Consider the following 25,925-nt stretch of genomic DNA (forward strand, 5'->3'; position numbering starts at 1 on the left):
CTGAGGCTCTGTCATGGCTTCTTCGGCTCGCGGCTGGCGCTCGGCTGGCTGGCGTTCTTGGAGGTCGCCGCGACCTTTGGCGTCGCGGCTTTGGCTTTGGGCTCGGATTTTGGCGTCGTCGGCGTCGCGGGCGCGGCGGCGGGAGTCGCGGGCATGCTGAGGCCGATCTCGCTCAACTTGTCGCCGATGAAGTCGCTACGGCTCTTCTGCGGCAGAGACGTGGCGGGAACGAGCTGCGTCACCTGAAGCGGCTTCAAATCCGGCAGATATTTGTCGGCGAGCGGCTGCAGCCTCTCGGGCCGCGTCATATAGGCCCAATCCGCCCGCAAGACGGCGATGGCGTCGCGCTCCTGCTTGATCTCGATATTCGTCTTGGCGATCTGCTCGGCGCGATAGGCCGTCTGATATTTGATCGAATAGGCGTAGACCGCCGAGCCGATGAGCGCGAGGATCGCGACGATGTTGAGAAGCCGGAGCATCAGACTTTTCCTTTGTCGCGGACGGGAAGGCGCGCGAGCCGCGAGAGCTTCTCGCCAAGCGGCATGGGCGGCGCGGCGGTGCGCGTCGCGCAGCGCAGCTTGGCCGAGCGGGCGCGCGGATTGACCTGCGTTTCCTCGCGCGTCGGCGCGACGGGCTGGCGGCCTTCGCAGACGAAGCTTGCGGGTGGCGGCGCGGCCTCGCCCGGCAGGCGTCGCGAGCCGGTCTCGCCGCGTCCCGAGCGTTCGGCGAGGAACTGCTTGACGATGCGGTCCTCGAGCGAGTGGAAAGTAACGACCGCGAGACGACCGCCTTCGGCCAGCACGCGTTCGGCGGCGGCGAGGCCGTCCAGCAATTCGCCCAATTCGTCATTCACGGCGATGCGCAGCGCCTGAAAGCTTTTCGTCGCCGGATGAATGTCGTTTGGCCGCCCCGGCGCGACGCGCGCGATCATCTCGGCGAGCGGCTTGGTGGACGCAAAGGGCGCCAGCTTGCGGTCGTGCGCGATGGCGCGCGCGATGCGGCGCGCGGCGCGCTCTTCGCCGTAGAAATAGAAAATATCGGCGAGCGTCTCCTCGTCCGCCTCATTGACGATGTCGGCGGCCGAAAGCCCCCTGCCCTCCATGCGCATATCGAGGGGACCGTCGCCGCGAAATGAAAAACCGCGCTCGATCTCGTCGAACTGCATCGACGAGACGCCAATGTCGAAGACGGCGCCGTCAAGCGGCGCGAAGCCCTGCGCGCGCGCGACGTCCTCAAGTTGAGAGAAGCGCGCTTCGACCAGAGTGAGGCGCCCGCGCGCCTCCAAGACGAGATCGGCCCCGGCGACGATCGCCGTCGGGTCGCGGTCGAGCGCCAGAACCTTCGTGTCGGCGGCGGCGAGAAGGGCGCGCGTATAACCGCCAGCGCCGAAGGTGCCGTCGAGATAGCGCCCGCCGTCGCGCGGACGCAGCGCTTCCACCGCCTCGCGCAGCAGCACGGGCACATGCCGGACCGGACCGTCATCCGCCGGGATTTGATCCGCGCCGCGGCCCTTCCCCATCACGCTCGCCCTCGCATTCGCCCACGGCGTCGCGCGCAGCCGACCGACCGGCGCCGCCAGGCCTGTGCAAGGCCGGCTCGCGGTCTCTGAGCGTCGCAGCGAAATCGTCTGGCGGGCCATCTGTTTTTCAAGGCGTCGGCGAAGCGGCGGCGGGCCGCAGCGCCTCCTCCGGCGCCAAACAGCATTAAGCTTTGTTAGTGTTAAGGGACGGTTACTACGGGTCCCTCCGGCGCGCTGACAGCGGCCGGAAAATCAAGGGCCAGCCGGCCTGTAAGCCGGGTTCTGTATGGCGCCTGCCGGTTTCCCGGCCCGCGCGTGACGGCCATTCCTCTGGGACGGTCGTCGCCGACCGCCTCGAGCAACCAACCCGGGCGACATCCCGGAGACGGGTTGAAGGTTTTGAAGCCTTCGGTCGCCCCTATTCGGTTTTGCTCCCGGCGGGGCTTGCCATGCCCTGATGCGTTGCCGCCCAGGCGGTGCGCTCTTACCGCACCCTTTCACCCTTACCGCGGAAGAACCTCGAAAGGCTTGCGCGGCGGTTTGCTTTCTGTGGCGCTTTCCCTGGGGTCGCCCCCGCCGGACGTTATCCGGCGCCGTGTCTCCGTGGAGCCCGGACTTTCCTCTGCATGACGCAGCGGCCGTCCGGCCGACTGGCTTTCTTCTGGATAGGGAGTGGTGCGCGGCAGGTCAAGGCGCGGTGTTCGGGCGCGCCGGTTCCGACTTGCGCCAACCGCGGCATACCCCATTTTAGTAAAGCTCACGTCCGATTCGGGCGCCGGCAGACTGGAGTCGTTCATGAACATAATTCCGAAGCGGTTCTTCGCGACCGCGACGGCGGGCGCGCTGACGCTCGCCCAAACCGCCGGCGCTCTCGCGCTGCCGGCCGCGCCTCTTCCCGATGCGGGCGCGGAAACGACCCAGATCCGCGGCGGCTTTCACGGCGGCCATGCCACCGGGCTCCACGGCCGCCCGAGCACTCTGCCGGCCGGCGGCTGGCATGGCGGGAGCGCGGGCTGGGGACGCCCCGGCCGCCCGGGAGGCTATCCCGCGAATGGCCATTGGCATGGAGGCCATTATCACGGCGGCTCCTACGGGGCCTGGCGCCGGCCTTATTATGGCTGGGGACCTGGCGGGGCCATTGCAGCCGGCGCGGCGATCGGCTTTCTGAGCGCGGCCGCGGCTGCCACTTACGCCGCCTCCGCCGCGCCGGCGGCCGGCCTTTGCTGGTATTACACCGACGCGACCCGCCGCGCGGGCTTCTGGGACTACTGCCCCTAACCCTGCGTGAGCCGCGAGAGACGTTGCGGGATGGCCTCCCGCCAGGACGCCCGCATCGTCTTGCGCGTCGACGCCCGCACCCGGTCCGAGACGAGCGCGCCCGCCGCGAGGCCGAAGGCGAGCGCGACATAGGACGCCACCATGGATTTTTTCGAGAGCACGAGCTCCCAGCCCGGCGTCAGCCGATGGGGCGTCGCGCCGTAATCGACGAGCGCGGCGACGCCGGACATGACGAAGGCGTCGCGCAGCAGGTTCGACAGCGAGCGCGGCGGGTTCATCGCCAGCCACGCCTCGAAGGGCGCGGCCCAGAATATCGCGGAGGCATGGTGCGTGGCGAAGCCGACCAGCGTGTGGCGCGCGCTCGGCAGCTCGACCTTGGCGGCTTCGTCGCCCTGCATCCAATGGCTTGTGGCGTTCACCGGCTGAAGCGCGCCCTTGCCCTCCATCTTGGCGAGCGCCGCGAGCGCCGCCGCCGAGACGAGCGCGGCGACCGTGCCCGTGACCACGGCGGACAAGCCGAGCTGCGACCACCGATTGTCCATGACCCTGTTCATGCTCGCCTCCTTGAAAGCCTTCCCGGCAGGTGCAACCGGATCGCGCGGCCATCGTTCCGCCGCTTCCGGCGCAAGGCGATATGCTTTAAGCCGCAGCCATGAGCGCGGCGCAGGATGAAACGAAGGGGGCGCGGGTCGTCGACGTGCTGGCGCCGGTCGCCGTCGACGTGACCTATTCCTACCTCGCGCCGCCGGCGCTGGGCCTGGAGCCGGGCGACAGCGTCAAAATTCCGTTGGGAGCCCGCGAGGCGTACGGCGTGGTCTGGTCCGTCGAAAAGACGCCTTCGCCGCGCAGCAATCTCAAGACGGTGACGGCGCGGCTCGAACGGCCGACTCTTTCTCAGAAGCTGCGCGATTTCATCGACTGGCTGGCCCGCTACACGCTGACGCCGCGCGGCATGGCGCTGCGCCTCGCGACCCGCGCCGCCGAGGACGCCGCGCCCGACGCCGCGCGCCTTCTCTATCGCGCGACCGGTTCGAAGCCGGAGCGCTTGACCCCTACCCGCGCGCGGGTGCTGGAAGCGGCGGAAGGCGGCATGTCCTTCGCCAAGAAAGCCCTCGCTGAAGCCGCCGCCTGCTCTTCCGGCGTCATCGATGCGCTCGTCGACGAAGGCGCCATCGAAACGATCGCCGCGCCGCCTGAACCTGTCGCCGCCGCGCTCGATCCCGATTTCACCGCGCCTGTTCTGGAGCCCGCGCAGCAGGTCGCCGCCGAGGCTTTGACGCAAGCGGTTCATGCGCGCGCGTTCAAGCCCTTCCTGCTCGAAGGCGTCACCGGTTCCGGCAAAACCGAAGTCTATTTTGAGGCGATCGCCGCCGCGTTGAAGGACGGCGGACAGGCGTTGGTGATGATGCCGGAGATCGCGCTCACCGCGCAATTTCTCGAGCGCTTCGCCGCGCGATTCGGCGAGAAGCCCGCTGAGTGGCATTCAGGCGTTTCGGAACGCAAGCGCGCGCGCATCTGGCGGGGGGCGGCGACGGGCGAGCTTTCGGTCGTCGCGGGCGCGCGATCGGCGCTGTTTCTGCCCTTCCGCCATCTTCGGCTCATCATCGTCGATGAAGAGCATGAAGGCGCCTATAAGCAGGATGACGGCGCCTCCTATCACGCGCGCGACATGGCGGTGGTGCGCGCGCGTTTCGAAGATGCAGCCATCGTTCTCACATCGGCGACGCCTTCGATTGAAACGCGCGTCAACGCCGAGCGCGGGCGCTACGGCCATCTTCGCCTGCATGCGCGCGCCGGTTCGCGGCCCATGCCGATCCTCGATCCGATCGACATGCGCGTCGAAGGCCCGCAGCGCGGGCGCTGGATCGCGCCGCGTCTCGCGCTCGCTGTGGGCGAAACGATCGCGCGCGGCGAACAGGCGCTCCTGTTTCTCAATCGTCGCGGCTACGCGCCGCTAACGCTCTGCCGCGACTGCGGCCATCGCTTTCGCTGTACGCAATGCGACGCATGGCTCGTCGAGCACCGATTCCGACGCGCGCTCGTCTGTCACCATTGCGGCCATACCGAGCGCCGTCCGGACACATGCCCGGAATGCGGCGCGGAAGATGCGCTCGCCGCCTGCGGTCCCGGAGTCGAGCGTCTCGCCGAGGAGACCGCGACACTTTTTCCCGACGCGCGCATTCTCGTGCTCTCGTCGGACTTTCCCGGCGGCGCGGAGCGACTGCGGCGCGAACTCGACGAGATCGCCAAAGGCGCCTTCGACATCGTCATCGGCACGCAGCTCGTGGCGAAAGGCCACAACTTCCCGCTCCTTACGCTTGTCGGCGTCGTGGACGCGGATCTCGGGCTGGGGAGCGGCGATCCGCGCGCCGCGGAACGCACTTTCCAATTGCTCAATCAGGTGACGGGGCGCGCGGGGCGCGGCGACAAGCCCGGCCGCGCTTTGATCCAGACATTTCAGCCGGAGCATCCCGTCATAGCGGCGCTCCTCTCGGGCGACGCCGAAAAATTCTACGCGCAGGAAATCGCCTTGCGCGAGCGCGCGGGGCTGCCGCCTTTTGGCCGCCTCGCCGCTTTGATCGTTTCCGGCAAGGACGCGGCGACGGCCGAAGCGCATGCGCGCGCTCTGGCGCGCGCCGCGCATGAACTGCCGCGCTCGCCGCGCTATCGCGTCGCCGCGCTCGGCGGATTGCCGGACGCCGACGAGATCATGATGCTCGGTCCGGCCGAAGCGCCGATCGGACTCATCCGCGGACGCTTTCGCTATCGCCTGCTCGTCAAAGCGCCGCGCGGCGCGGACGTGCAGGCGTTTCTGCGAGACCTCATCGCGGCGGCGCCGAAAGAACGTGGCGGCGTGCGCGTGCAGATCGACGTCGATCCGCAGAATTTCATGTAGGCCGCAGGCTTCGCTTCAAGCATTTCGGTGCGAAATTCCTTACCTCCAAAGCGTTTCGGCGTTCGCGTTGAAAGATTCTTCGCACGCGACAGATAGGGCGGGCCAAACGCGCATTCGCGCGGAACCGTCAACCTTTCGAAGGAAAGACGAAACGATGAAGAGTAAGCTCTTCCTGCTCGCATCCGCCATCCTGCTCGGTCCCTCCGCGACGCAAGCCTCGCCAGGCGCTTCGCGTCTCGTCGTAAATGATCTCGTCACGAAGTCGCACGCCGTTCGCATCTGCGACGACGGCGATTGTTGGTGGTCTTATCGTCATCATCGGGGACGCTACTGGGATGACGACGATCGCGATCATTGGCGGCGCGGCTATCGCGATCACGACGAAGACTATTACGGACGCGCGCCACGCTACCGCGACGACGACGATAACAATCGCGACCATGAGCGACATGGCGGCGACTGGGACAGGGATCGCGACCACAGGGAACTCGGACGCGGCGACGAACGCGAGCGTAGCGCGCGCGAGGAAACGCGCGGTCGCGACAAGGATCATCGCAGCTCTGATGAACAGCAGAAAGAGATGAACAAGCCCGGCGAAGCAACCGGGTCCAGGAAGGATTAGGCGACGTCGCGCGCGTAAACGCCGATGCGACTCGCCTTCATCCGCGCACGACTCGCGCGACGACCTTCGCCGTATAATCCACCATCGGCACGATGCGCGCATAGTTCAGCCGCGTCGGGCCGATGACGCCCAGAGCGCCGATGATACGGCGCTCGCTGTCGCGCAAGGGCGCGGCGATCATCGAGGAGCCGGAGAGCGAGAACAGCTTGTTTTCCGAGCCTATGAAAATGCGCACGCCTTCGCCTTGCTCGGCGCGCTCCAGAAGGTCGATCACTTCCGTCTTCGTTTCGAGATCGGCGAAAAGCAGGCGCACGCGTTCGAGATCGGTCGCCGCCGTGAGATCTTCGAGGAGATGCGCCTGTCCGCGCACGATGAGCTGGCGGCTTTCCGCGGAGGCGCCGGCCCAGCTCGCATAGCCAGCCTCGACGAGCCGCGCGGTCAGTTCGTCCAGCTCCCGTTCCGCCGCCCGGCGCGAGGCTTCGATCCCTTCCCGCGCTTCCGCCAGCGTTCGGCCGGTGATCCGCGCATTGAGATAATTCGCCGCCTCGATCAGCGCGGACGCCGGCAGATCGCGCGACACCGGGATGACCCGGTTTTCGACCGTGCCGTCATCGGCGACGAGAATCGCCAAAGCGCGCTCGGGCTCCAGTCGCACGAAATCGATCTGCTTGAGGCGCACATTTTCCTTCGACGCGACGACGACGCCCGCGACGCGCGCCAGGCCGGATAACAGGCTGGTCGCCTCGGAAAGGACGCCCTCGAGATCATGGTCCTTGGAAGCCGCCTCGACCTCCGCGGCGATGCGCGCCCGCTCCTTCTCTTCGAGATCGCCGATCTGCAACAGCGAGTCGACGAAGAAACGCAAGCCGAGCTCGGTGGGCAGCCGGCCCGCGCTGGTGTGCGGCGAATAGATGAGGCCGAGCTCTTCGAGGTCCTGCATGATGTTGCGAACCGACGCCGGCGAGAGCGTCATTGGCAGGAGACGCGACAATTGCCGCGAACCGACGGGCTCCCCCGTCGTCAGATAGCTGTCGACGAGCTGCCGGAAGATCTCGCGTGAGCGATCGGTCAGGACCGAGAGATTGGAGGCTGGGGGGACGATCGAAGACGGACGGATCATGGGCGGGAAGAATAACGTATCGGCGCGCGGCGTCGAGACCGGCGCGCCGCAAAGAAAAAGCCCGGCCACACGGCCGGGCTTTTTCTTTGCGAGCTAATGCGGAGCCGGCGTTAGAGCCCCAGGCCGGGAATGCCAAGGAGCGCGCCGAAGCTCTTGAAGTTGTAGTTGACGCCGACGCGGCCGATATGGGTGTCGAGGCCGTTGCCGACGAAGCTGCGGTAGGCGACGTTGGGAACGAAGCCTTGACCGTTCGTGCCCTGAAGGTTCGTGTAGAGATATTCGGCCTTGACCGAAATCTTGTCGTAGACGGCCCATTCGAGGCCCGCGCCGACCGTCCAGCCGGCCTGCCACTTCGAGGTGTTGGTCGGGAAGGAGATGCCGCCGACGGCGTCGAAGCCGTTGGAGAAGATCTGACCATACATCAGGCCGCCCGTGACGTAAGGCAGGAAACGGCCGAAGGCGTAGCCGGCGCGCAGGCGCTCCGTGCCGAACCAGCGCAGGCGGCTCTGCAACGCGCCGCCGCCCCAGCCCCAGGCCGAGCCCGGGCTGCCGCTGGTGACGTCCGCGTAGTTGAAGTCCGATTCGTACCCGAAGACGACGTTATTCGGCAGCTGCCAGGTCGCGCCGCTCTGCACGCCGACGACAAAGCCCGTCGTGCCATGCGACGACGGCGCATTGTTCCAAACCGCGCCGGGGACGGCGCCGCCGAGGAAGGTGACGTTGGACAGATAGCTGGCCGAGCCGCCGCCATAACCGCCATTGATGCCGAAATGATAGCCGGTCCAGTCAAAGCCGACGGGCGCGGGGGGCGGCGGCGGGGGAGCCTTGTAGCTGGGCAGATCCGCGGCCGACACCGCGTTCGCCGCCAGGATCGACGCCAGCGCGCCAAAAACCGTAGCCTTGAACGTCATAACTGATTCTCCAATAGCAAGGCCGCCCGGTCGCCGGCGCAGCAGCACTCCATTGAACGTAACATCGCGGAATGCGCGAAGAAATTATCGGAGGGTCCGTCTGAGCGAATTTAGCCGCGGCGTTGCGCCTGCGTCACACTGCTGCGCAATGCGCTGTTTTCCATAAAGAAGGCATTAACTTCACAGGCCAAGCAGCGGCTTAGCGAGAGTCGCGAGGCTCCGTCGATAAGCCGGGAGCGAAAAGCGCGACTCGTAATAAGCGCGCGCCGGGCTTGCTGAGCGGTCCGATTCGCGCGGCGGCGAATCTGCCGCGCTCACGGTGAGCGCGCCTGCAAAATCGTCCGCCGTCTCGACGACGCTGACCCCGGGAAGCTGGAAGGCCTCCGCATCCATGCCGCGCAGCGCCTGCGGCGTCGCGATGATCGGCAGGCCGCTCGACATGGCTTCGACGGTTTTGATGGACAGCCCCGTCCCGCTGATCGTCGGCAGCAAGACAAGTTTGGCGCCGGCGTAAACGGCGCCGGGATCGTCGACCCGGCCGAGGAACCGCCCCTTATGGGCTTCATATAGTTCCGGCGCGCCGGCGCGAACGCCTGCGTCGACATTGCCCGCGATCTTCACGGCGACGCCGGGAGCCTTGGGCGCGATCTCTCGCAAGAACCAGATCACGCTTTCGACGTTCGCCGTGTTGTTGCTGGAGACGATGACGATGTCCGCCCCGCCCGGCCCCATCGGCGCGGAAGGGGTCGGGGGATAAAGCAGAGCGTGCCGCTTCTCCGGCAACAGGGCGCGGAAATCCTCCGCCTCCTGCGCGTTGAGATGGAGGAGCAGATCCGCGCCGCGCATCGCCTCCAATTCCTGCGCCAGCATCTGCTCGTAGGCGACGCGCGGCGAAAGCCACGGCATGCGCGCATTGAAGAGTTCGAACTGCCGCGCTTGCAGGTCGTGCGTGTCGAGCAGGATCGGCGCGCGCCCGCGCGCGAGCCGCCGCGCGACCGGCATCAGGAAGAAGTGGTTGCAATGGACGAGATCATAATCCCGCGCCGCGAGTTCTCGGGGAAGCTTCGCGCGCGCCGCCATACCCAGCCGAATCGCGGCCTGATCGCCATGGAGGTAGGGCCAGAGCGTCCGGGTCAGAAAGCGCGGGCCGAGCACGGCGTGGAAGGGCGCGCCCCCGTAAAAGCGCAGGCCGGCGTCCAGCTCGGGCGTCGCTTGCGCAAAGGATTTCCATATCCAGTCGCGGCCGGGAACGAAGCCCGGATCGGAGCTGACGGCGATGGGAAAGACTTCGGCCCCCATTGCGCGATAGGCCTCGATCTGGCCGAGCACCACGCGATAGGTGCCGCAGGAATGCCAGGACGGGTGCACGAGCGCGACGCGCCGGCCGGCAAACCCCGCTTCGCTCATGCGCGAAGCGTCTCCAATGCGCCGGCGAGCGCCCGCGCATAGGCGTCGAGGCTGAAGGCCCTGTCGTAGAGCAGGCGCGTGTCGCTCATCGCTCCCGGCGTGTCGCCGCGATCGGCGCGGGCCTGCGCCTTGCGCCAGAATTGCGCGAATTCCGCCGCGTCATGCGCGACCGAGACGTTGCTCAGGGTGGACGGGTCGACATTCATGCCGCGAAAGGCGAGAGGCGTGGCGATGATCGGGGCCCCGCAGGCAAGCGCCTCAACGGCCTTTATCGAAAGGCCGTGGCCTTCCACAGTCGGCAAAAGCACGCAACCCGCCCGCTTATACACCAGCGCGATATTGTCGACGCGCCCCATGAAGAGATGGGCGTGCGCCTCGTAAAGCGCCGGATCGCGCTTTTTCACGCCCTGATCGATATTGCCGTAGATGGCGACCTTGCCGCCGCCGGCCTTGGGAACGACCTCTGTCAGGAACCAGCGCAGGCTTTTGTAATTGGCGTAATTGTCGCTCGCGACGATGACGATCTGAACGCCGACGGCGCGCGGCACGTCCGGCACCGCGGGATAGATCAGCGCATGGCGCGCCTCGGGCAGAAGATTGCGGAAGTCTTTATATTCTTCCTCATTGAGATGCGTGCAGAGATCCGCGCGCCGCATCCAGTCGAGCTCCGTCATCAACATATCCGAATAGCCGGCGTATGGCGGAATGAAGAAGCCCCCCTGGTTACGCAGAATGAATTGCCGGGCCTGAATGTCCTGCGTCTCCAGAAAGACGGGTATGCGCTTTCCTTGTTTCAGCCGCTCGACGAGAGGCAGCGTGAAAAAATGATTCGCGTGGATGAGGTCGATCCTTTCGCCGTCTAAATCCTCCGGCAGAGGCGACCGCTTGGCGATCTCGATCAGCCAGGACGCCTGATCGCCATGGATCAGCCGCCAATAGGCCTTGGCGAGGAAGACGGGCGAGAAAATCGAGGATGTCGGCGCGCCCGAATAATAGCGGCGGTTCGCACCTATGTTACGGGCCGCATTGAGATAATCATCCCATTTCGGGCCCTCGGGCGCCGCCGGGCCCAGTGAATCCATCATGGCGACGGAGACGACGCGCGCGCCCAGCGCCCGGTAGGCGGCGATCTGGCTGACATTGACCTGATAACTGCCGCAGCTATGCCAGGCGGCGTGGACGACGGCGACGGTTTTTCCGGCCAAGGGCTTGCCGAGGGGCGGCGCGGCGCTCGCCGGCACCTGCGAAATATCGTCCAAAAGAGCGCCCCCTTGCTTTTGCCCGAATTTTATCAGTACACCCCGGTATATGAGCCTTCGCCTCCCGAATCCACCCCTTCGCGCGCCCGAGTCCGAGACCGGCGCCCCCGCCCCCGCCAAGCGCTACGGCATCGCCATCGTCGGCAACGACAAGATCATCGACTGGCTTCTGCCCTTCCTCGAGAGCTACCGCGACACGAATTCCTCGCTGCCGATCTATCTCATCCCCTATGACGACAATGTCGCCATGACGCGCAAGGCCGCGGAGATATACGGCGCGACCTATGTCGAAGAGGAGCCGGTCGAGATCGACAAGCTCTCCCATGAGCTCTATCCGGGGATTTTCAACAATAACCGCCGCCGTCTCCGCAAGCTTCAGGCTCTCGCTTTGCCGCTCGACGAAGTGGCTTATGTGGATGTCGACGTCATCCTTTTCCGCGACTTCACGCCCGTCTTCGGCAGGCTCGAAGCGGGCGAGAGGGAGTTCATCGTCGCGTCGCCGAGCTTCGAATATGTCTATAACGACAAGCGCGACAAATACCCGTTCCTCAAGGACGTGCTGCTGTTCAATGACGGCTTCTGGGTCACGTCGAACAAGTTTCTGAAGCTTTCGGACTTCATCGAAACGATGAAAGCGGACTCGGCGATTTTCCACGACGTTCGCAAGCGCGGCCAGCTCTTCGCTCAGCCGCTCGTGAATTTCGTCACGCATCGTCGCGGCTTGAAGATCGAGCTACTTCCCAACGTCGTGCCCGGCTCTTCGCATGAGAGCTTCTACAAGGCGCCGGGCGTGACTTTCCGAGACGGAAAGCCCGTCGACATAGACGGCAAGGAAATCTATTTCGCCCATTGGGCCGGCGCGGTCGCCCTGCCCTCGCGCGGCGTCTTCGACCCCGCCTGGGCGGAATATTCCAAGGCCGCCTGGGCGCGGTTCAAGAAGTGATGCGCTTTATCCCGTCATTGCGAGCGCAGCGAAACAATCCAGGGGCCGCGATGTGGCTCCGGATTGCTTCGCCGCGCTCGCAATGACGGCGAGGAACGCCCGGCATGCCCCGCCTCCTTTACAACTATCTTTTCAAACGCGTCGGCTTCAACGTCCTCGTCGTGCAGCTTGCGCTGTCGGTGCCAGTCGTTCTTTCCTATCTGCTCTACCAGTTGCCGCCTGCCGCCGTGCGCGGCGGCCTCGTATTCCCGGCGCTTATCGGCGTCACGCCGACCGTCGCCTTCGTGACGCTCCCCATGGCCGTCGGCGTCGCGACCGCGCTCGAATTTTCGCGCATGGCGAGCGAAGGCATGATCGCCGTCCTCTACGCCTTGCGGCTTTCCGCATGGTCGATCTGCCGGCCGGCGCTGTCGCTCGCCGCCGGCCTCGTTCTGCTCGGCTATCTGCTCGCGAACGTCATCGCGCCACATTACACGAGCGGCATGCAGGACGTTCTGAACGTCATCAACAACTCGCTCAATCACCGCATGCTGGATGCGGCGCATTTCTATACCTTCTCCAACGGCGTGAAGACTCTTTACATCGAGCGCTGGATCACGCCGGACATCGCCGCCAATCTCTTCGTGCGGCAGATCTCCATCGAGAAGATGGAGGAGGAGACGATCACGGCGGCCCGCGCCGAGTTCCGCCGAAACGAGGCGGGCGTGATCGTCGCGCTCTCCAATGGCAGCATCCAGACCCGGTCGATCACGAGCAACGAGGTCCGCATCGCCAATTTCGACGAATACGCCATGGCGCTGCCCATGCAGGGCAGCGGCTCGCTGCCCCAACGCACGTGGAGGGGCGTCTATGAGCTTCCGGCCGGCGCGTTCCTGTCGAGCTGGACGCTCGCCAGGCTCGACCACCGCCAGGCGGGCGAATGGATGGCGGAGGCTGCAAAGCGCTTCGGCGTGCCGATCCTCGCTGTCGCCCACACGCTTCTCGCGATGGCGCTGACGCTCACATTCGGCAACATCACCGGAAGGCGCGGCGCGGCGGGAAGCCTGACGATCATCGCGATTCCCGCGACGCATATCGGCTTTCTCGTCGCGCTCGAATCGTTGCTGCGGATCAGCGGCTGGTTCGCCTTGCTGCTGCTCGCCGCCGTCCTGGCCGAAATCCTGATCTCGGCCTGGATGATCGCCCGGGTGAACTACAGCCCGAAAGCGAAGCGGCTGGACGCCGAAATCCCCTCGTCCGTCTCCTACGCGCCGGTCGCCTGATTTTCCTCGGCGTCCATCGCCGCTCGATAATCGGCGATGATGCGGGCGGGTTCGCCGATCTCCTTCACCACTCCGTTTTCCAGCCAAAGCACACGGTCGCAAAGCTTCTCGAGGAAATCGAGATCGTGCGAGACCATCAGGATCGTTCCGTTATGGGCGAAATCCTCGATATATCTTTCGCACTTGTGCTGGAAAATCTGATCTCCGACGGAGAGCGCCTCGTCGACGATCAGCACATTTGCGTCGGCATGGGCGCAAATCGCGAAGGCGACGCGCGCAATCATGCCCATCGAATAGGTTCGCATGGGCTGCTCGAAGAAGGGACCGACGTCGGCGAAGGCGGCTATGTCCTCGATGCGGGCGTCGACCTCCTTCTTGGACAGTCCGAGAATCGCCGCGCCGATGCGGGCGTTCTCGCGCCCCGTCAGCAGACCGTCGAAGCCGGAGCCCAGCGCCAGGATCGGCGCGATGCGGCCCTGCACCTTGAACTCGCCCTTGGTCGGCATGGTGATGCCGCAGATGATCTGCAGCAGCGTCGTCTTGCCGGCCCCGTTGCGACCGATGATGCCGACGCGCTCGCCCTTCTCCACCGTGAAGGTCATGTCGTGCAGCACCCACTTCTCCTTGTAGAATTTCTTCCACAGGCCGAAGAGGATCTGCTTTAGCTGATCGTTCTGATGCGCATAGAGCTGGAAAGCTTTTCCAATGCCCGTACAGCGGATGGCGGGCTCAGATGACATCGACGATGACCGATTTGTAGCGCATGAAGAACTTGTAGCCGCCGAGGAACACGGCGTAGGAGGCGGCGGCGACGACAAAATAGCCGAGGATGTTGGGAACATATCCGTCGAGCGCCACGGCGCGCAGCATTTCAATGTAATCCCCGACGATGTTGAGCCGCAGCAGCATGGCCGTTGTGGACGACATCGCCGCGATCTGGTCGAGCCGATAGAAGATCGGCGTGGCGAACATCAGCACGGGGATGATTGACGCCATGATATGCGCCACGTCCCGCGTGAAGGCGCCAAGCGCCATCAGGAACCAGACCACCCCGAGGATGAAGAGAAAGAAGGGAACGACCAGGAAGGGCGTCAGAAGGATGGTGAGCGGGACCGAACCCGCCGTGGCGAGCCGGAAGACCACATAAACGCCGAAGGCGACGCCGGCGTAAGTGAAGGCGCGGATCGTCGCCGTCCAGGCGATGGTCTCGCTGGGAAAAATCGAGCGCTTCACGAAATTCACATGCTCGTGGAGCAGAACCGGCGCGCGATAGCCAAGCTCGCTGAAGAGATTGAAGACGATCAGACCGATGAAGATGCCGCTGGCGTAATCCGTGACGCTCATGCCGGCGGAAAGCTGCGGCACGGTGATCGAGAAGAGCGTCGTATAGGTGAGCAGCATCACGAGCGGCGAGAGCACCGCCCAGGCCGGGCCAAGGAAGGAGCCTCGGAAGCGTGAGATGAATTCGCGCCGCACCACGGCGCGGATAAGCTCCCGATTGCGCCAGGCCCGCTCGAAAGGGGCGACATAGGCGGGCGGGATGGCGGCGAGCAACGGTCTGGCGTCCTTTGCGAAGCGGCGCCCGTCGGCGCGACGCCCGCATAGACCAGTTCCGGCCGGGCGCTGTCAATGGCGGGGCTTAACCGCGGCGGAGCGATTGAGTAAAGGATGACGCTCCTCGCCCTCATGCTGAGGAGGCTCCGCAGGAGCCGTCTCGAAGCACGAGGGCGAGCTCCAGATTTCGGGAAATGAAGGTTTCCTCGTCCTTCGAGACGCCGCCTGCGACGGCTCCTGAGGATGAGGAAACCTTCACCCGATCGCCCTGGGTCGCGTGTAACGTCACCGGACAGGAGGCGACGACGATGCTGACGCGCCGGCAGGCCATCACGACTCTCGGCGCGGCGCTGACTCTGCCCTGCGCCGCTGAGACGGACGACCGGATCGGCCCCTGGACCGGCGACAATTTCGTCCCGATGCACGCGATCCGCGACGGGCTCGCGAGCCTGCCTCTCCCCGCGCCGGAGCGGCGGGTGGAGGTCGCGATCGTGGGCGCCGGTCTCGCTGGCCTCGCCGTGGCGACGCTGCTGCGCGACCGCGACCTGTTGCTGATCGAACGCGAGGCCGAACCCGGCGGGGTCGCGAAATCCGCCAAATGGCGCGACGTCGAATATGCGCTTGGCTCGGCCTATTTCATCGATCTCAGGGAGCCTTTCGGTCCATTCTACGATCTGCTGGGCCTGACGCCGAAGCCCGCGCCCGAGCCTGAAAATTACGTGATCGCGGCCAATGCGGGCGGAGCCGACGCGCTCCAGGGCGATTTGCGCCGTCCCCACGACGAACTCCGCGCGATCATAAAGCGCATCTCGGAAAGCCCCGACTTTCCGGATTTGCCCGTAGAAACAGCCTCCGCCGGCGCGCTCGCCCTCGACGACGCATCGCTGCTCGATTTTCTGCGGCGCGAGCATGTCGACCCGGCGATGTTCGCCTTTCTCGACGCGTTCTCGCTTTCGGCGCTCGGCGCTCCCGCCGCCGCGGTCTCAGCCTATGCGGGCGTCAATTTCCTTTCGGAGATGGCGGGCCGCATCTACGCTTTTCCTGGCGGAAACGCCGCCCCGGCGCGCGCAATGGCCAATCTGATCGTCGCCGCCGGCGCCGGCCGCATCGTCACGGGGGCGTCGGTTTACGCGATCGAGCCCGGAGACGGCGGCGAAGCCCGCGTCGCCTGGTTCAGCGGCTCCGACCCGACCGCCGCGCATTGCGTCGCCGCGAAATGGGTCGTGATCGCGGCGCCCTATTTCTTCGCGGCGCAAATTCTGCGCGGCCTCGATCCGGTCGCGAAAGCGAGGATGCTGGGCCTGCGACAGGGCAGCTTTCTCGTCGCCAATTGCTGTTTCGAAGGGGCGTATTCCATCGGCGCCTATGATAGCTGGGCGCTCGAGGCGGCGCATTTCACGGACGCCGTCGACGCCGGGCACGTACTCGCCGCCCGGCCAAAGGATCATGGCGTGCTGACGGTCTACGCGCCGTTTCGCGACCCGGATCTCGGACGCAGGCGATTGCGCGAGGGAAACGGGGCGGCCTTCGCCGCGCCGCTCGTCGAAGAGTTGCGACGCTTCCTGCCGGGCGCCTTCGCGCAGGCGCGTCTGGCGGAAGTGCGGCTCACGCGCTGGGGGCATCACCATATGATCGCGGCGCCCGGGATCGTCCGAACCATGCGCGCGCTGCCGAAGCGGATCGGCAATGTGCTGCTCGCCCATTCGGACGGCCAGGGGATGCCGGCCGTGGAAAGCGCGCTGACGGAGGCCCACCGCGCCGCGGCGATCATCCGGCGCGGCTGAGCCCTACTCCACGGTCACGCTCTTGGCGAGATTTCTGGGCTGATCCACGTCTTTGCCCATAAAGGTCGCGACATGATACGCCAGAAGCTGCGCCGGGACGGCGTAGACGAGCGAAGCGAAGGGCCCGGCGACCGTCTCCGGAATTTCCACGAAACCCGCCAGTTCCGCCGCCGCCGCCTCCCTGGCGCGGGGCGAGCCGATCAGAATGAGGTGCCCGCCGCGCGCGGCGACCTCCTGAAGATTCGAAACGGTTTTTTCGAGGCTCGCGTCGGGCGGGGCCAGGACGATCACCGGCATGGCGTAATCGATGAGCGCGATAGGGCCATGCTTCAGCTCGCCCGCCGCATAGCCCTCAGCGTGGATATAAGAAAGCTCCTTGAGCTTGAGCGCGCCCTCCATCGCCAGCGGGAAGCACGGGCCTCGGCCGAGATAGAGCACGCTCGAGGCGCGGGCGACGTCGCGGGCGACGGGTTCGATCGCCGCTTCCCGGTTGAGCGCCTCCGCCATCTGCCCCGGAGCCGCAATGAGTTCGGTGACGAGTTCGCGCTCGCGCTCCTTCGTCAGCACGCCCCGGGCGCGGCCGAGCGCCAACGCCAGACAGGCGAAGACGGCGAGCTGGCAGGTGAAAGCCTTGGTCGAGGCGACCCCGATCTCGGGGCCCGCGAGAGTCTTCGCCACCGTGTCGCTCTCGCGCGCAATCGTCGAGGTCTCGACATTAACGATGGAGAGAATGTGCTGGCCATGCTCCTTGGCGTAGCGCAACGCGGCCAGCGTATCGGCCGTCTCGCCCGATTGCGAGACGACGATCATCAGGCCGTCTTCAGGCAAAGGCGGATCGCGGTAGCGGAACTCGGACGCGATGTCGATCTCGACGGAGAGCCGCGCAAAACGCTCGAGCCAATAGCGCGCCACGAGGCCGGCGTAATAGGCCGTTCCGCAAGCGGAGATCGTGACGCGCGACAACTTCTTGACGTCACAGTTCAGATCGAAGGGCAGACGCACGACGCCTTCAGCGAGGTCGAGATAATGGGCGAGCGTTCGCCCCACGACTTCCGGCTGCTCATGTATCTCCTTGGCCATGTAATGGCGGTAATTGCCCTTGTCGACCATGAAGGAGCCAGCCTGCAGCGGCTGGCGGCGGCGCTCCACCATCGTGTCGCCGGCGTCGAAAAATTGCGTGCCTTCGCGGCGTAGTACGACCCAGTCGCCCTCGTCGAGATAGGCGATGGAGGTCGCGAAAGGCGCAAGCGCCAGCGCGTCGGAGCCCAGGAAGGAGCCCTCCTCGCTCCAGCCGACGGCGAGGGGCGAGCCTCGCCGCGCGCCGATGAGAAGGTCCGGCTGTCCATCGAAGAGAAAGGCCAGCGCAAAGGCCCCCTTCAGCCGCTTCAAGGCGGCGGCGACCGCCGCCTCGGGCGTCGCGCCCGCCTTGAGTCCGTCCGCGACGAGGTGGGCGACGACTTCAGAGTCGGTCTCCGAGGCGAAGGCGTGGCCTTTAACGATCAGCTCCTCGCGCAGCTCGCGAAAATTCTCGATAATCCCATTATGAACCACCGCAACGCGCGCATTGGCGTGCGGATGGGCGTTGGCCTCGTTGGGCTTGCCATGCGTCGCCCATCGCGTATGGCCGATGCCGATCGCGCCTGTCATGCCCGCGCTCGCGAGCTTCTCTTCGAGATTTTTCAGTTTGCCGGAAGCGCGAAGCCGCGTCAGGCTGCCGTCCTCGAGCGTCGCGATCCCCGCCGAGTCATAGCCGCGATATTCGAGCCGCTTCAGCGCGTCGACAAGTTGTCCCGCGACGGGACCTTTTCCGAGTATCCCAACAATTCCGCACATAGAACGCGCCTCCTGAAGCGGATCCTGCAAATGCGCCGCCAAGAAAAGACGAAGGCGCAGTCCTAATAGAATGAAGGTAAAAAAGGCGCGGAGGCGGCAGCTATTTCTTCGCCTTCTTATCCGTTTGAACGCTCCGGAAGTTCGCGGCCCACCCGGCCTTTTCCATCTGCCGGCCGCGCGCGACGGCCAGAGCGTCGGCCGTAACGTCCTTTGTCACCACCGAACCCGAGCCGACATAGGCGCCCGCCCCGACCGTGACCGGCGCCACCAGCGCGGAGTTGGAGCCGATGAAGGCGTTTTCGCCGATCACCGTGCGGTATTTGAAGAAGCCGTCGTAATTGCAGGTGATCGTCCCCGCCCCGATATTGGCGTTCGCGCCAATGTCGGCGTCGCCGATATAAGTCAGGTGATTGACCTTCGCGCCTTTGGCGACGTTGGCGTTCTTGATCTCCACGAAATTGCCGACCTTCGCCGCTTCCGCGAGAGCGGCGCCCGGCCGCAGCCTCGCAAAGGGGCCGATCGCGGCGTCGGCGCCCACTTTCGCGCCTTCGAGATGAGAAAAGGCGTGGATGACCGTCTTGTCGCCGATCGTGACGCCGGGGCCGATCACGACATTGGGCTCGAGAAGCACGTCGCGGCCGAAGACCGTGTCGGCGCAGAGGAAAACCGTCTCCGGCGCGATCATGGTGACGCCGGCCGCCATTGCGGCGCGGCGCAGGCGGCTCTGCGCGACCGCCTCAGCCTGGGCGAGCTGAATGCGGTCGTTGACGCCGAGCACCTCGCTCTCGTCGGCCAGCACGACGCGCGCTTCCCGCCCTGCCGCGCGCGCCATCTCCACGACGTCGGTGAGGTAATACTCGCCTTTGGCGTTGGCGTTGCCGATCCGGCCGAGCCAGTCGAGGGCGCTCTTTCCATCGAGCGCCATGAGCCCGGCGTTGCAGAGCTTCACGGCCCGCTCGGTTTCGCTCGCGTCCTTTTCCTCGCGAATGGCGACGAGCCGTCCAGACGCGTCCTGCAGCAGGCGACCATAGCCGAAAGGATCGGCCGCAATGAAGCCGAGCGCTGCGACTCCGGCCCCCTGGGCGAGAGCCTCGCGAAGCGCGCGAATGGTTCCGCCGGAGACGAGCGGCGTGTCGGCGAAGAGCACCAGCAGATCGTCATAACCAGCCGCGATCGCCTCGCGCGCAGCCAGCACAGCATGCGCGGTGCCGAGCCGCTCGCTCTGCACGAAGGTCCGGGCTCCCGGGGTCAGTCGCAGAGCTTCGACGCGCACGTCGTCCCGCCCCGGCCCCATGACGATGGCGACCGTCCCGACCTCCGCCTCCGCGACGGCGGCGAGGACATGGGCGAGCATGCTGCGACCCGCAACCTGATGGAGAACCTTGGGCGTATCGGACTTCATTCGCGTCCCCTCGCCGGCGGCGAGGACGATCGCGAGCGCGTTACGGGGGCTCGGCATGAAGCGCCTTTGGTTTCGGATGCGCGGCGACGCAGCCGCTTCGGCCCGGTTGTTGCAGATTCGCGCCGCGCAGGGCAAGCGGGAGCGTCGAATGTCGCAAGGCGGTCGCAGTCGCAATAATTCCTTTTTGTTCCCCCAATTTCTTTTATAGAGGGAGCGACGCGCCATCCTCACCGATCCTTCCGAACTCGCTCCCGGTTGCCCAATGTTTGAACGTAGAGACGTTTTGAAGGCGGCCCTCGGCGCCATCGCCTCGGGGCTCGCGCCGTCCGCGCGCGCCGACGCGCCCGCGGCGCCGGCGCCGCAACCTCCGGCGCCGCCGCCATTTTCCCGGGACATGATCGTCGAATTCGCGCGCTCGCTGGCCGGCAAGCCCTATGCGCCGCCCCCTACGGATCTGGTCCAACCTTTCGCCAGCCTCACCTATGAGCAATTTGTCGGCATCAAGACGAAGCCCGGCTCGGCGTTGTGGGCCGGCGAGAATAGGGGCTTCTCGATCGAGCCGCTGCATCGCGGCAATATTTTTACCGCCGCGGTCGATCTCTTCGTGATTGAAAACGGCGTCGCCGCGCGCATCGCCTATGATCAGAGCCGCTTCGACTATGGGAGCTTGAAAGTCCCCGAGAAGCTGCCCGACATCGGCTATTCGGGATTTCGCGTTCTCCACGCCCAGCCCGGCGGAAGCGAGGCGGAGCTCTCGATCTTCCAGGGCGCGAGCTTCTACCGCGCCGTCGCCGCGGGCCAAAATCTTGGCGTCACGGCGCGCGGACTTTCGATTCGCACCGCAGATCCGCGCGGCGAGGAGTTTCCCGCCTTCCGCAGCTTCTGGATCGAAAAACCGCTGGCCGGCGCGAACGCGCTGACGATTCATGCGTTGTTGGATTCGCCAAGCGTCGCCGGCGTCTATCATTTCACCGTTCGCCCCGGCGAGGCGACGATCATCGACGCCGAGCTAACGCTGTTTCCGCGCACCAATGTCGACCATTACGGACTCGCGGGCTTCGCCGGGGCGTCGCTCTTCACGCCGCTCGACCGGCGCCGGGCCGACGATCTGCGCGTCGCCGCGACGGCCTTCAACGGGCTGCAAATGCTGACCGGCGCGAATGAGTGGTTGTGGCGGCCGGTCTCCAACCGCGAAGAACTGCAATTTTCCTCCTTCATGGACGTCAGCCCGAAAGGTTTCGGCGCGCTCATGCGCAACCGCGACGTCGCCGACTATCAGGACGACGACCAGCATTGGGAGCGCCGTCCCTCGCTTTGGGTGGAGCCTCTCGGCGAGTGGGGGGAAGGCGCGATCCAACTCGTCGAGATCCCTTCCGAATCCGAGAACAACGAGAATATCGTCGCCTATTGGCGGCCCAAGACCCCTCTCGTCGGCGGCGCCATGGCGAGTTTCGCCTATCGCCAGTTCTGGTGCTGGGCGCCGCCGAGCCGCCCGCCCATGGCCGTCGCCGTAAACGCGCGCTCGGGCCGCATTCCGGGAAGCAAGCTTCGCCGCTTTGTCGTCGTTTTTTCGGGCGACATTCTCGCGGACCAACAGAAGACCGCGCGTCTTTCCGCCGCCTTGACCACGTCTCCCGGATCGGCCACCAACGTCCGCACGTTTATCAATGCGCAGGCGAAAACGTGCCGCGTCGTTTTCGACGTCGATCCCGCCGGCGAAAACTTCTGCGAAATGCGTCTCGTCCTGCGCGCGGACGAAACGCAGATCAGCGAAACCTGGCTTTACAGATGGACTCCCTGATACTTGCGCCTGTAGATTCTGACACGGCGAAAGACCCGGCCGAGGCGCCGCCGACGCCGGTCGAAAACCGGCTCTCCATGCCGGCGCAGAACCTGTTCAAATTCGAACGCAAACATATGCGCAAGCCGCTCGCGCCGGCGCTGTGGCAGACCCCTTGGCTCGCGCGCCTCGTTACTTTCGGCGGCGGTCTCGCGCTCACGGTCTATGGCGGCTGGCAGATGTACAAGGTCATCGACGTCGGCGGCGTCACGACCCTGAAATGGACGCTGCTCGCGCTTTTCGTCCTCAACTTTTCTTGGATCGCGCTGAGCTTCGCGGCCTCGGTCGTCGGCTTCGTCGCGCTGCTGTCCAGGCGACCGACGCCTCCCCTTCCGGAGTCGCTGCGCGAAACGACCGCCGTCGTCATGCCGATCTACAACGAGACGCCGAGCCGCGTCTTCGCGGCGCTCCAGACGATCTTCGAAGACGTGCAGGCGACCGGGCTCGGCCGGCATTTCGACTGGTTCTTTCTCTCCGACACGACGAATCCCGACGTCTGGATCGCCGAAGAGCGCGCCTTCATCGCCATTCGCCGCCGCCTCGGCCCCAATGCGCGCATCTTCTATCGGCGCCGCGAAAAAAATGTCGGCCGCAAGGCCGGCAATATCGAGGACTTCGTCTCACGCTGGGGCGGCGCTTACGCCCATATGGTCGTGCTCGACGCCGACAGCCTGATGACCGGGCCGACCATCGTGAAGCTTGCCGCCGCCATGGAGGCGGACCCCGATTCGGGCATCATCCAGACGCTCCCGCTCATCATCAACCGCAACACGCTCTTCGCCCGCGTGCAGCAGTTCGCGGCGCGCATTTACGGCCCCGTCATCGCCATGGGCCTTTCCTGCTGGATGGGCCGCGACGGCAATTACTGGGGTCACAACGCGATTATCCGCACTGAGGCCTTTGCGCGCCATTGCGGTCTGCCCGACCTGCGCGGCCGACCGCCATGGGGCGGGCATATTCTCAGCCACGACTTCGTCGAGGCGGCGCTGATCCGCCGCGCCGGCTATTCGGTCTATATGCTGCCGACGCTCGGCGGCTCCTATGAGGAAAGCCCGCCCTCGCTGATCGACATCTCGATCCGCGACCGCCGCTGGTGCCAGGGCAATTTGCAGCATTCGCGCGTGCTCTTCGCGCACGGGCTGAGCTGGGCCTCGCGCCAGCACTTCCTCACCGGCATTTTCGGCTATCTGACCTCGCCGCTCTGGCTGATGCAGCTCCTGGTCGGCATCGTGATCGTCTTTCAGGCGAGCTATTTCAAGCCGGAATATTTCACGAGCGAATTCGCGCTCTTCCCGACCTTTCCGCGCTTCGACGCGCAGCGCTCGCTCGAGCTCTTCGCGCTCACGATGGGCATTCTGCTCGCGCCGAAATTCTTTGGCCTGCTCGTCGCGATCTACGAGCCGGAGACGCGCAGGGGCTCGGGCGGCGCAATCATGCTGCTAATCTCGACGCTGTTCGAGGTCGTGCTCTCCGCGCTCCTCGCGCCGATCATGATGCTGATCCAGACCGGCCACGTCGTCCATATCGTCTTCGGCTTCGACACGGGTTGGGACCCGCAAAGGCGCGACGACGGCTCGGTGCCCCTCATGGACATCGTGAAGCGGCATCGTTCGCATGTCGCCATGGGCGCGCTCTCTCTCTTTGCGGGCTTCATGATCTCGCCCTCGCTCGTCGCCTGGATGTCTCCGACCATCGCCGGCCTTATCCTCGCTATTCCGATTTCCTGGCTCACCAGCCAACGCTGGCTCGGCCTCGTCTTCCGCCGCGCCGGCGTGCTGGTGACGCCGGAGGAAACGGCGACGCCGCCCATCGCCAAGCGCGGCAAGGCGCTCTCCAAGGCGCTAGCGCGCGACGAGGACGAGGAAATCAACGGGCTCGCCGCCATCCACGCCGATCCCGAACTGCGCGCCCTCCACGAAGCCTGGCTGCCGGCGCGCAAGCCGCGTCAGCGCGGTTCGGTCACCGCCGACCGCGCGCTGGCGGAAACCAAGATCGCCGACGCCGAAACGATCGAGGACGTCGTCGCCTGGCTCAATCGCGGCGAGAGGCTCGTGGCGCTCTCCGACCGCGCCTTGATCGGCATGATCGCGCGCCTGCCGAACAAGGCGGATAAGCAGGAAGCGCGGGCGGCGGAGTGAGCCCTCACGAACCCTCCCCGGCTCTGGCGGGAGCTGGCGTGAGATTGTCGCCATGCGCGACAGTGGACAGGGAGGCGCCGAAGACGTGACGATCATCTACAAGCTCATCTCCGCCGCCGAATGGCGCGCGGCTGAAGCCGCTGGCGTCTTTCACGGCGCCGCCATCGACCTTGCCGACGGCTACGTTCACTTCTCGTCGGCCGAACAGGTCAAAGAAACGGCCGCCAGGCATTTCGCCGGCGCGCCTGATCTGCTGCTCATTTCGATTGACGCGGCGAAACTTGGCGACGCGCTGAAATGGGAGGTTTCCCGCGGCGGCGCGCTGTTCCCGCATCTCTACGCGCCGCTCGCCATGGACGCCGCGAGGCGCGTTTCGCCCCTGCCGCTCGGCCCCGACGGAAACCACGATTTCACGGGACTGCTATGATCGATCCCTTCGGCCTCGCCCTCCCCTTTCTACGCCTGCTCGACGCCGAAGACGCGCATCGCGCCACGCTCGCCGCACTGAAACATCTGCCGCCGCGCGCGCCCGAAAAAGATGATCCGCGCCTCGCCGTCTCGGCCTTCGGCCTCGATTTCCCCAATCCAGTCGGCCTCGCCGCCGGCTTCGACAAAAACGCCGACGTCCCGGACGCCATGCTCGGCTTCGGCTTCGGCTTCGTTGAGGTCGGCACGCTGACGCCGCGTCCGCAGCCCGGCAACGCCCGCCCACGCGCCTTCCGGCTCATCGAGGATCGCGGCGTCGTCAATTGTTACGGCTTCAACAATGACGGCCATGCGCCGGCGCTGGAGCGGCTGACGCGCCGCCTCGCGCGTCTGGCCGAAACGAAGGAGCGCCGTCATTACGGGGCCGGACCGTTTCGCGGCGCGCATGACGGCGCAGGCGTCGTCGGCGTGAATGTCGGCGCCAACAAGGACGCGGAGGATCGCGTCGCGGATTATGTCGCCGGCGTCGACGCCTTCGCCGAGGTTGCGGATTATTTCACGATCAATGTCAGCTCGCCCAATACGCCGGGCCTGCGCGACCTGCAGGAGCCGGAGGCGCTCTCCGAGCTTCTGGCGCGCGTCATGGAAGCGCGCGACGCCGCGCCCGCGCAACGCCCCGTGCTCCTCAAAATCGCGCCCGACCTCACGCTGGATCAACTCGACGCAATCGTGCGCGTTGCGCGCGACAGGCGCATCGACGGCATGATCGTCTCCAACACGACGATCTCCCGCCCCGACACGTTGCGCTCGCCGCTTGCGAAGGAAACCGGAGGCCTTTCCGGCAAGCCGCTCTTCGCGCTTTCGACATTCATGCTCGCGCAGACCTATTTGCGCGTCGAAGGCCAGTTCCCGCTCATCGGCGTCGGCGGGATCGACAGCGCCAAGGCCGCGCACGCCAAGATCGAGGCCGGCGCGACGCTCGTGCAGCTTTACTCCGCGCTGGTCTATGAAGGGCCGGGACTCGTGGCGCGCATAAAGGCGGGACTGATTGAAAGTCTCGACAGCGAGAAGACGACGCTCGCCGCGCTCGTCGGCAGGGCGGCCAAGGCCGTCGCCGAAACTGCGTGACGCGTATGTCAATCAAAGACGCCTCCATGCATATCCGTGAAGAAGCGCCAGCCGACGTCGACGCGATCCATGCGCTGACTCAGGCCGCCTTCGCGCCCATGGATTTCAGCGACAAAACGGAAGGCGCCGCGCTGAAAGCGTTACGCGCGCGCGGCGAGTTGACGATCTCTCTCGTCGCGGAAGAGGCTGGGGCTCTCATCGGACATGTGGCCTTCTCTCCCGTCGCGATCGACGGCGTCCATGACGGCTGGTACGGACTCGGTCCCATTTCCGTGCGTCCGGGCCGGCAGAGAAACGGCGTCGGCAAAGCGCTCATCGCTCGCGGCCTCGGCATGCTGCGCGACCTCGGCGCCAGCGGCTGCGCGCTGATCGGCAATCCGCGAATCTATTCCCGCGCCGGATTCGTCAGCGACGGACGGCTATCCTATCGGAACCTTCCTTCCGAATATGTGCAGCGGATCGTTTTTCGAGGCCCGCCGCCATCGGGAGCGTTGCGCTTCGCCTCGGGTCTCGAAGACGACGCTCTTCCAACCGGGTGACGCCGACGGGAAAATGCTTGCGCCTTCCCTGACGGGCCGCGCGATGCTATGCGAGCGCCATCCA

General features: G+C 65.7%; 22 protein-coding genes and 1 other RNA gene. 11 read left to right on the forward strand and 12 right to left on the reverse strand.

All coding sequences use genetic code 11. From position 1 onward, the window contains the following. Positions 1–11: 11 nt before the first annotated feature. The 3 genes from ftsL to rnpB form a co-directional block, all read right to left on the reverse strand. The gene (ftsL, locus tag MMG94_RS06635) at positions 12–479 is read right to left on the reverse strand and encodes a cell division protein FtsL (RefSeq protein WP_016917949.1); all 468 of its coding nucleotides are present in this window, start codon (positions 477–479) and stop codon (positions 12–14) included. Further along, the gene (gene rsmH / locus MMG94_RS06640) at positions 479–1,519 is read right to left on the reverse strand and encodes a 16S rRNA (cytosine(1402)-N(4))-methyltransferase RsmH (RefSeq protein WP_026015960.1); all 1,041 of its coding nucleotides are present in this window, start codon (positions 1,517–1,519) and stop codon (positions 479–481) included. Before rsmH ends, ftsL begins: the two co-directional genes overlap by 1 nt. A 255-nt stretch (positions 1,520–1,774) precedes the next feature. Then, an RNA gene (rnpB, locus tag MMG94_RS06645) (RNase P RNA component class A) lies at positions 1,775–2,173 on the reverse strand. A gap of 141 nt (positions 2,174–2,314) precedes the next feature. Between rnpB and MMG94_RS06650 the strand changes: the two genes are divergently transcribed. Beyond that, positions 2,315–2,797 (forward strand): hypothetical protein, encoded by a 483-nt coding sequence (locus tag MMG94_RS06650; protein ID WP_040578740.1) that lies wholly within the window; start codon positions 2,315–2,317, stop codon positions 2,795–2,797. Here the strand turns inward: MMG94_RS06650 and MMG94_RS06655 are convergent. Then, the gene (locus MMG94_RS06655; protein WP_193787593.1) at positions 2,794–3,351 is read right to left on the reverse strand and encodes a hypothetical protein; all 558 of its coding nucleotides are present in this window, start codon (positions 3,349–3,351) and stop codon (positions 2,794–2,796) included. The genes MMG94_RS06650 and MMG94_RS06655 overlap by 4 nt on opposite strands. Positions 3,352–3,449: 98 nt before the next feature. On the opposite strand from MMG94_RS06655, the gene MMG94_RS06660 reads away from it, so the two are divergent. After that, positions 3,450–5,693 carry a primosomal protein N' gene (locus MMG94_RS06660; RefSeq protein WP_016917952.1) on the forward strand — a complete coding sequence of 748 codons (2,244 nt, stop codon included), beginning with the start codon at positions 3,450–3,452 and terminating at the stop codon, positions 5,691–5,693. 154 nt (positions 5,694–5,847) lie between these two features. Continuing rightward, positions 5,848–6,315 (forward strand): hypothetical protein, encoded by a 468-nt coding sequence (locus tag MMG94_RS06665; protein ID WP_026015961.1) that lies wholly within the window; start codon positions 5,848–5,850, stop codon positions 6,313–6,315. Positions 6,316–6,352: 37 nt separating this feature from the next. On the opposite strand, the gene hrcA is transcribed toward MMG94_RS06665, so the two are convergent. The 4 genes from hrcA to MMG94_RS06685 all read right to left on the reverse strand — a co-directional run bounded on the left by hrcA (position 6,353) and on the right by MMG94_RS06685 (position 11,012). Next, positions 6,353–7,435, reverse strand: coding sequence for a heat-inducible transcriptional repressor HrcA (gene hrcA, locus MMG94_RS06670; RefSeq protein ID WP_026015962.1), 1,083 nt, complete (start codon positions 7,433–7,435; stop codon positions 6,353–6,355). A gap of 110 nt (positions 7,436–7,545) precedes the next feature. Further along, positions 7,546–8,346: an outer membrane protein gene (locus tag MMG94_RS06675; protein ID WP_016917955.1), complete on the reverse strand. Its 801-nt coding sequence runs from the start codon at positions 8,344–8,346 to the stop codon at positions 7,546–7,548. 180 nt (positions 8,347–8,526) lie between these two features. After that, positions 8,527–9,753, reverse strand: coding sequence for a glycosyltransferase (locus MMG94_RS06680; protein WP_154419967.1), 1,227 nt, complete (start codon positions 9,751–9,753; stop codon positions 8,527–8,529). Then, positions 9,750–11,012, reverse strand: a complete 1,263-nt coding sequence (locus MMG94_RS06685; RefSeq protein WP_016917957.1) for a glycosyltransferase — start codon at positions 11,010–11,012, stop codon at positions 9,750–9,752. Before MMG94_RS06685 ends, MMG94_RS06680 begins: the two co-directional genes overlap by 4 nt. 49 nt (positions 11,013–11,061) lie before the next feature. On the opposite strand from MMG94_RS06685, the gene MMG94_RS06690 reads away from it, so the two are divergent. Both MMG94_RS06690 and MMG94_RS06695 read left to right on the forward strand, forming a co-directional pair. After that, entirely contained in the window at positions 11,062–11,955 is an 894-nt protein-coding gene (locus MMG94_RS06690; protein ID WP_016917958.1) for a hypothetical protein, read from the forward strand. 104 nt (positions 11,956–12,059) lie between these two features. Beyond that, positions 12,060–13,217 carry an LptF/LptG family permease gene (locus MMG94_RS06695; protein WP_016917959.1) on the forward strand — a complete coding sequence of 386 codons (1,158 nt, stop codon included), beginning with the start codon at positions 12,060–12,062 and terminating at the stop codon, positions 13,215–13,217. Here the strand turns inward: MMG94_RS06695 and MMG94_RS06700 are convergent. Both MMG94_RS06700 and MMG94_RS06705 read right to left on the reverse strand, forming a co-directional pair. Then, on the reverse strand, positions 13,199–13,957 hold the full coding sequence (locus MMG94_RS06700; protein WP_016917960.1) for an ABC transporter ATP-binding protein: 759 nt from the start codon (positions 13,955–13,957) through the stop codon (positions 13,199–13,201). The genes MMG94_RS06695 and MMG94_RS06700 overlap by 19 nt on opposite strands. Further along, the gene (locus MMG94_RS06705) at positions 13,947–14,771 is read right to left on the reverse strand and encodes an ABC transporter permease (RefSeq protein ID WP_016917961.1); all 825 of its coding nucleotides are present in this window, start codon (positions 14,769–14,771) and stop codon (positions 13,947–13,949) included. The genes MMG94_RS06700 and MMG94_RS06705 overlap by 11 nt, the downstream gene beginning before the upstream one ends. 194 nt (positions 14,772–14,965) lie before the next feature. On the opposite strand from MMG94_RS06705, the gene MMG94_RS06710 reads away from it, so the two are divergent. After that, positions 14,966–16,555 carry an FAD-dependent oxidoreductase gene (locus tag MMG94_RS06710; RefSeq protein WP_016917962.1) on the forward strand — a complete coding sequence of 530 codons (1,590 nt, stop codon included), beginning with the start codon at positions 14,966–14,968 and terminating at the stop codon, positions 16,553–16,555. A 3-nt stretch (positions 16,556–16,558) separates the two neighbouring features. Here the strand turns inward: MMG94_RS06710 and glmS are convergent, their stop codons facing one another. After that, entirely contained in the window at positions 16,559–18,388 is a 1,830-nt protein-coding gene (gene glmS, locus MMG94_RS06715) for a glutamine--fructose-6-phosphate transaminase (isomerizing) (protein WP_026015964.1), read from the reverse strand. A 100-nt stretch (positions 18,389–18,488) separates the two neighbouring features. Continuing rightward, positions 18,489–19,847, reverse strand: a complete 1,359-nt coding sequence (gene glmU, locus MMG94_RS06720) for a bifunctional UDP-N-acetylglucosamine diphosphorylase/glucosamine-1-phosphate N-acetyltransferase GlmU (RefSeq protein ID WP_016917964.1) — start codon at positions 19,845–19,847, stop codon at positions 18,489–18,491. 205 nt (positions 19,848–20,052) lie between these two features. Between glmU and MMG94_RS06725 the strand changes: the two genes are divergently transcribed. From MMG94_RS06725 to MMG94_RS06745, 5 genes are read left to right on the forward strand one after another with little or no spacing between them, the layout of a single operon-like run. After that, a complete protein-coding gene (locus MMG94_RS06725) occupies positions 20,053–21,591 on the forward strand; it encodes an OpgD/OpgG family glucan biosynthesis protein (RefSeq protein WP_026015965.1) in 1,539 nt (512 codons plus the stop codon). Beyond that, positions 21,579–23,768 carry a glucans biosynthesis glucosyltransferase MdoH gene (gene mdoH, locus MMG94_RS06730; RefSeq protein WP_016917967.1) on the forward strand — a complete coding sequence of 730 codons (2,190 nt, stop codon included), beginning with the start codon at positions 21,579–21,581 and terminating at the stop codon, positions 23,766–23,768. The genes MMG94_RS06725 and mdoH overlap by 13 nt, the downstream gene beginning before the upstream one ends. A gap of 52 nt (positions 23,769–23,820) precedes the next feature. Then, positions 23,821–24,195 carry a DUF952 domain-containing protein gene (locus tag MMG94_RS06735; protein WP_016917968.1) on the forward strand — a complete coding sequence of 125 codons (375 nt, stop codon included), beginning with the start codon at positions 23,821–23,823 and terminating at the stop codon, positions 24,193–24,195. Beyond that, on the forward strand, positions 24,192–25,322 hold the full coding sequence (locus tag MMG94_RS06740) for a quinone-dependent dihydroorotate dehydrogenase (protein ID WP_016917969.1): 1,131 nt from the start codon (positions 24,192–24,194) through the stop codon (positions 25,320–25,322). The genes MMG94_RS06735 and MMG94_RS06740 overlap by 4 nt, the downstream gene beginning before the upstream one ends. 26 nt (positions 25,323–25,348) lie before the next feature. Next, the gene (locus MMG94_RS06745) at positions 25,349–25,861 is read left to right on the forward strand and encodes a GNAT family N-acetyltransferase (protein WP_026015968.1); all 513 of its coding nucleotides are present in this window, start codon (positions 25,349–25,351) and stop codon (positions 25,859–25,861) included. The last annotated feature ends 64 nt before the right edge of the window (positions 25,862–25,925 follow it).

It is taken from the genome of Methylocystis parvus OBBP, assembly GCF_027571405.1.
Classification (GTDB): Bacteria; Pseudomonadota; Alphaproteobacteria; order Rhizobiales; family Beijerinckiaceae; genus Methylocystis; species Methylocystis parva.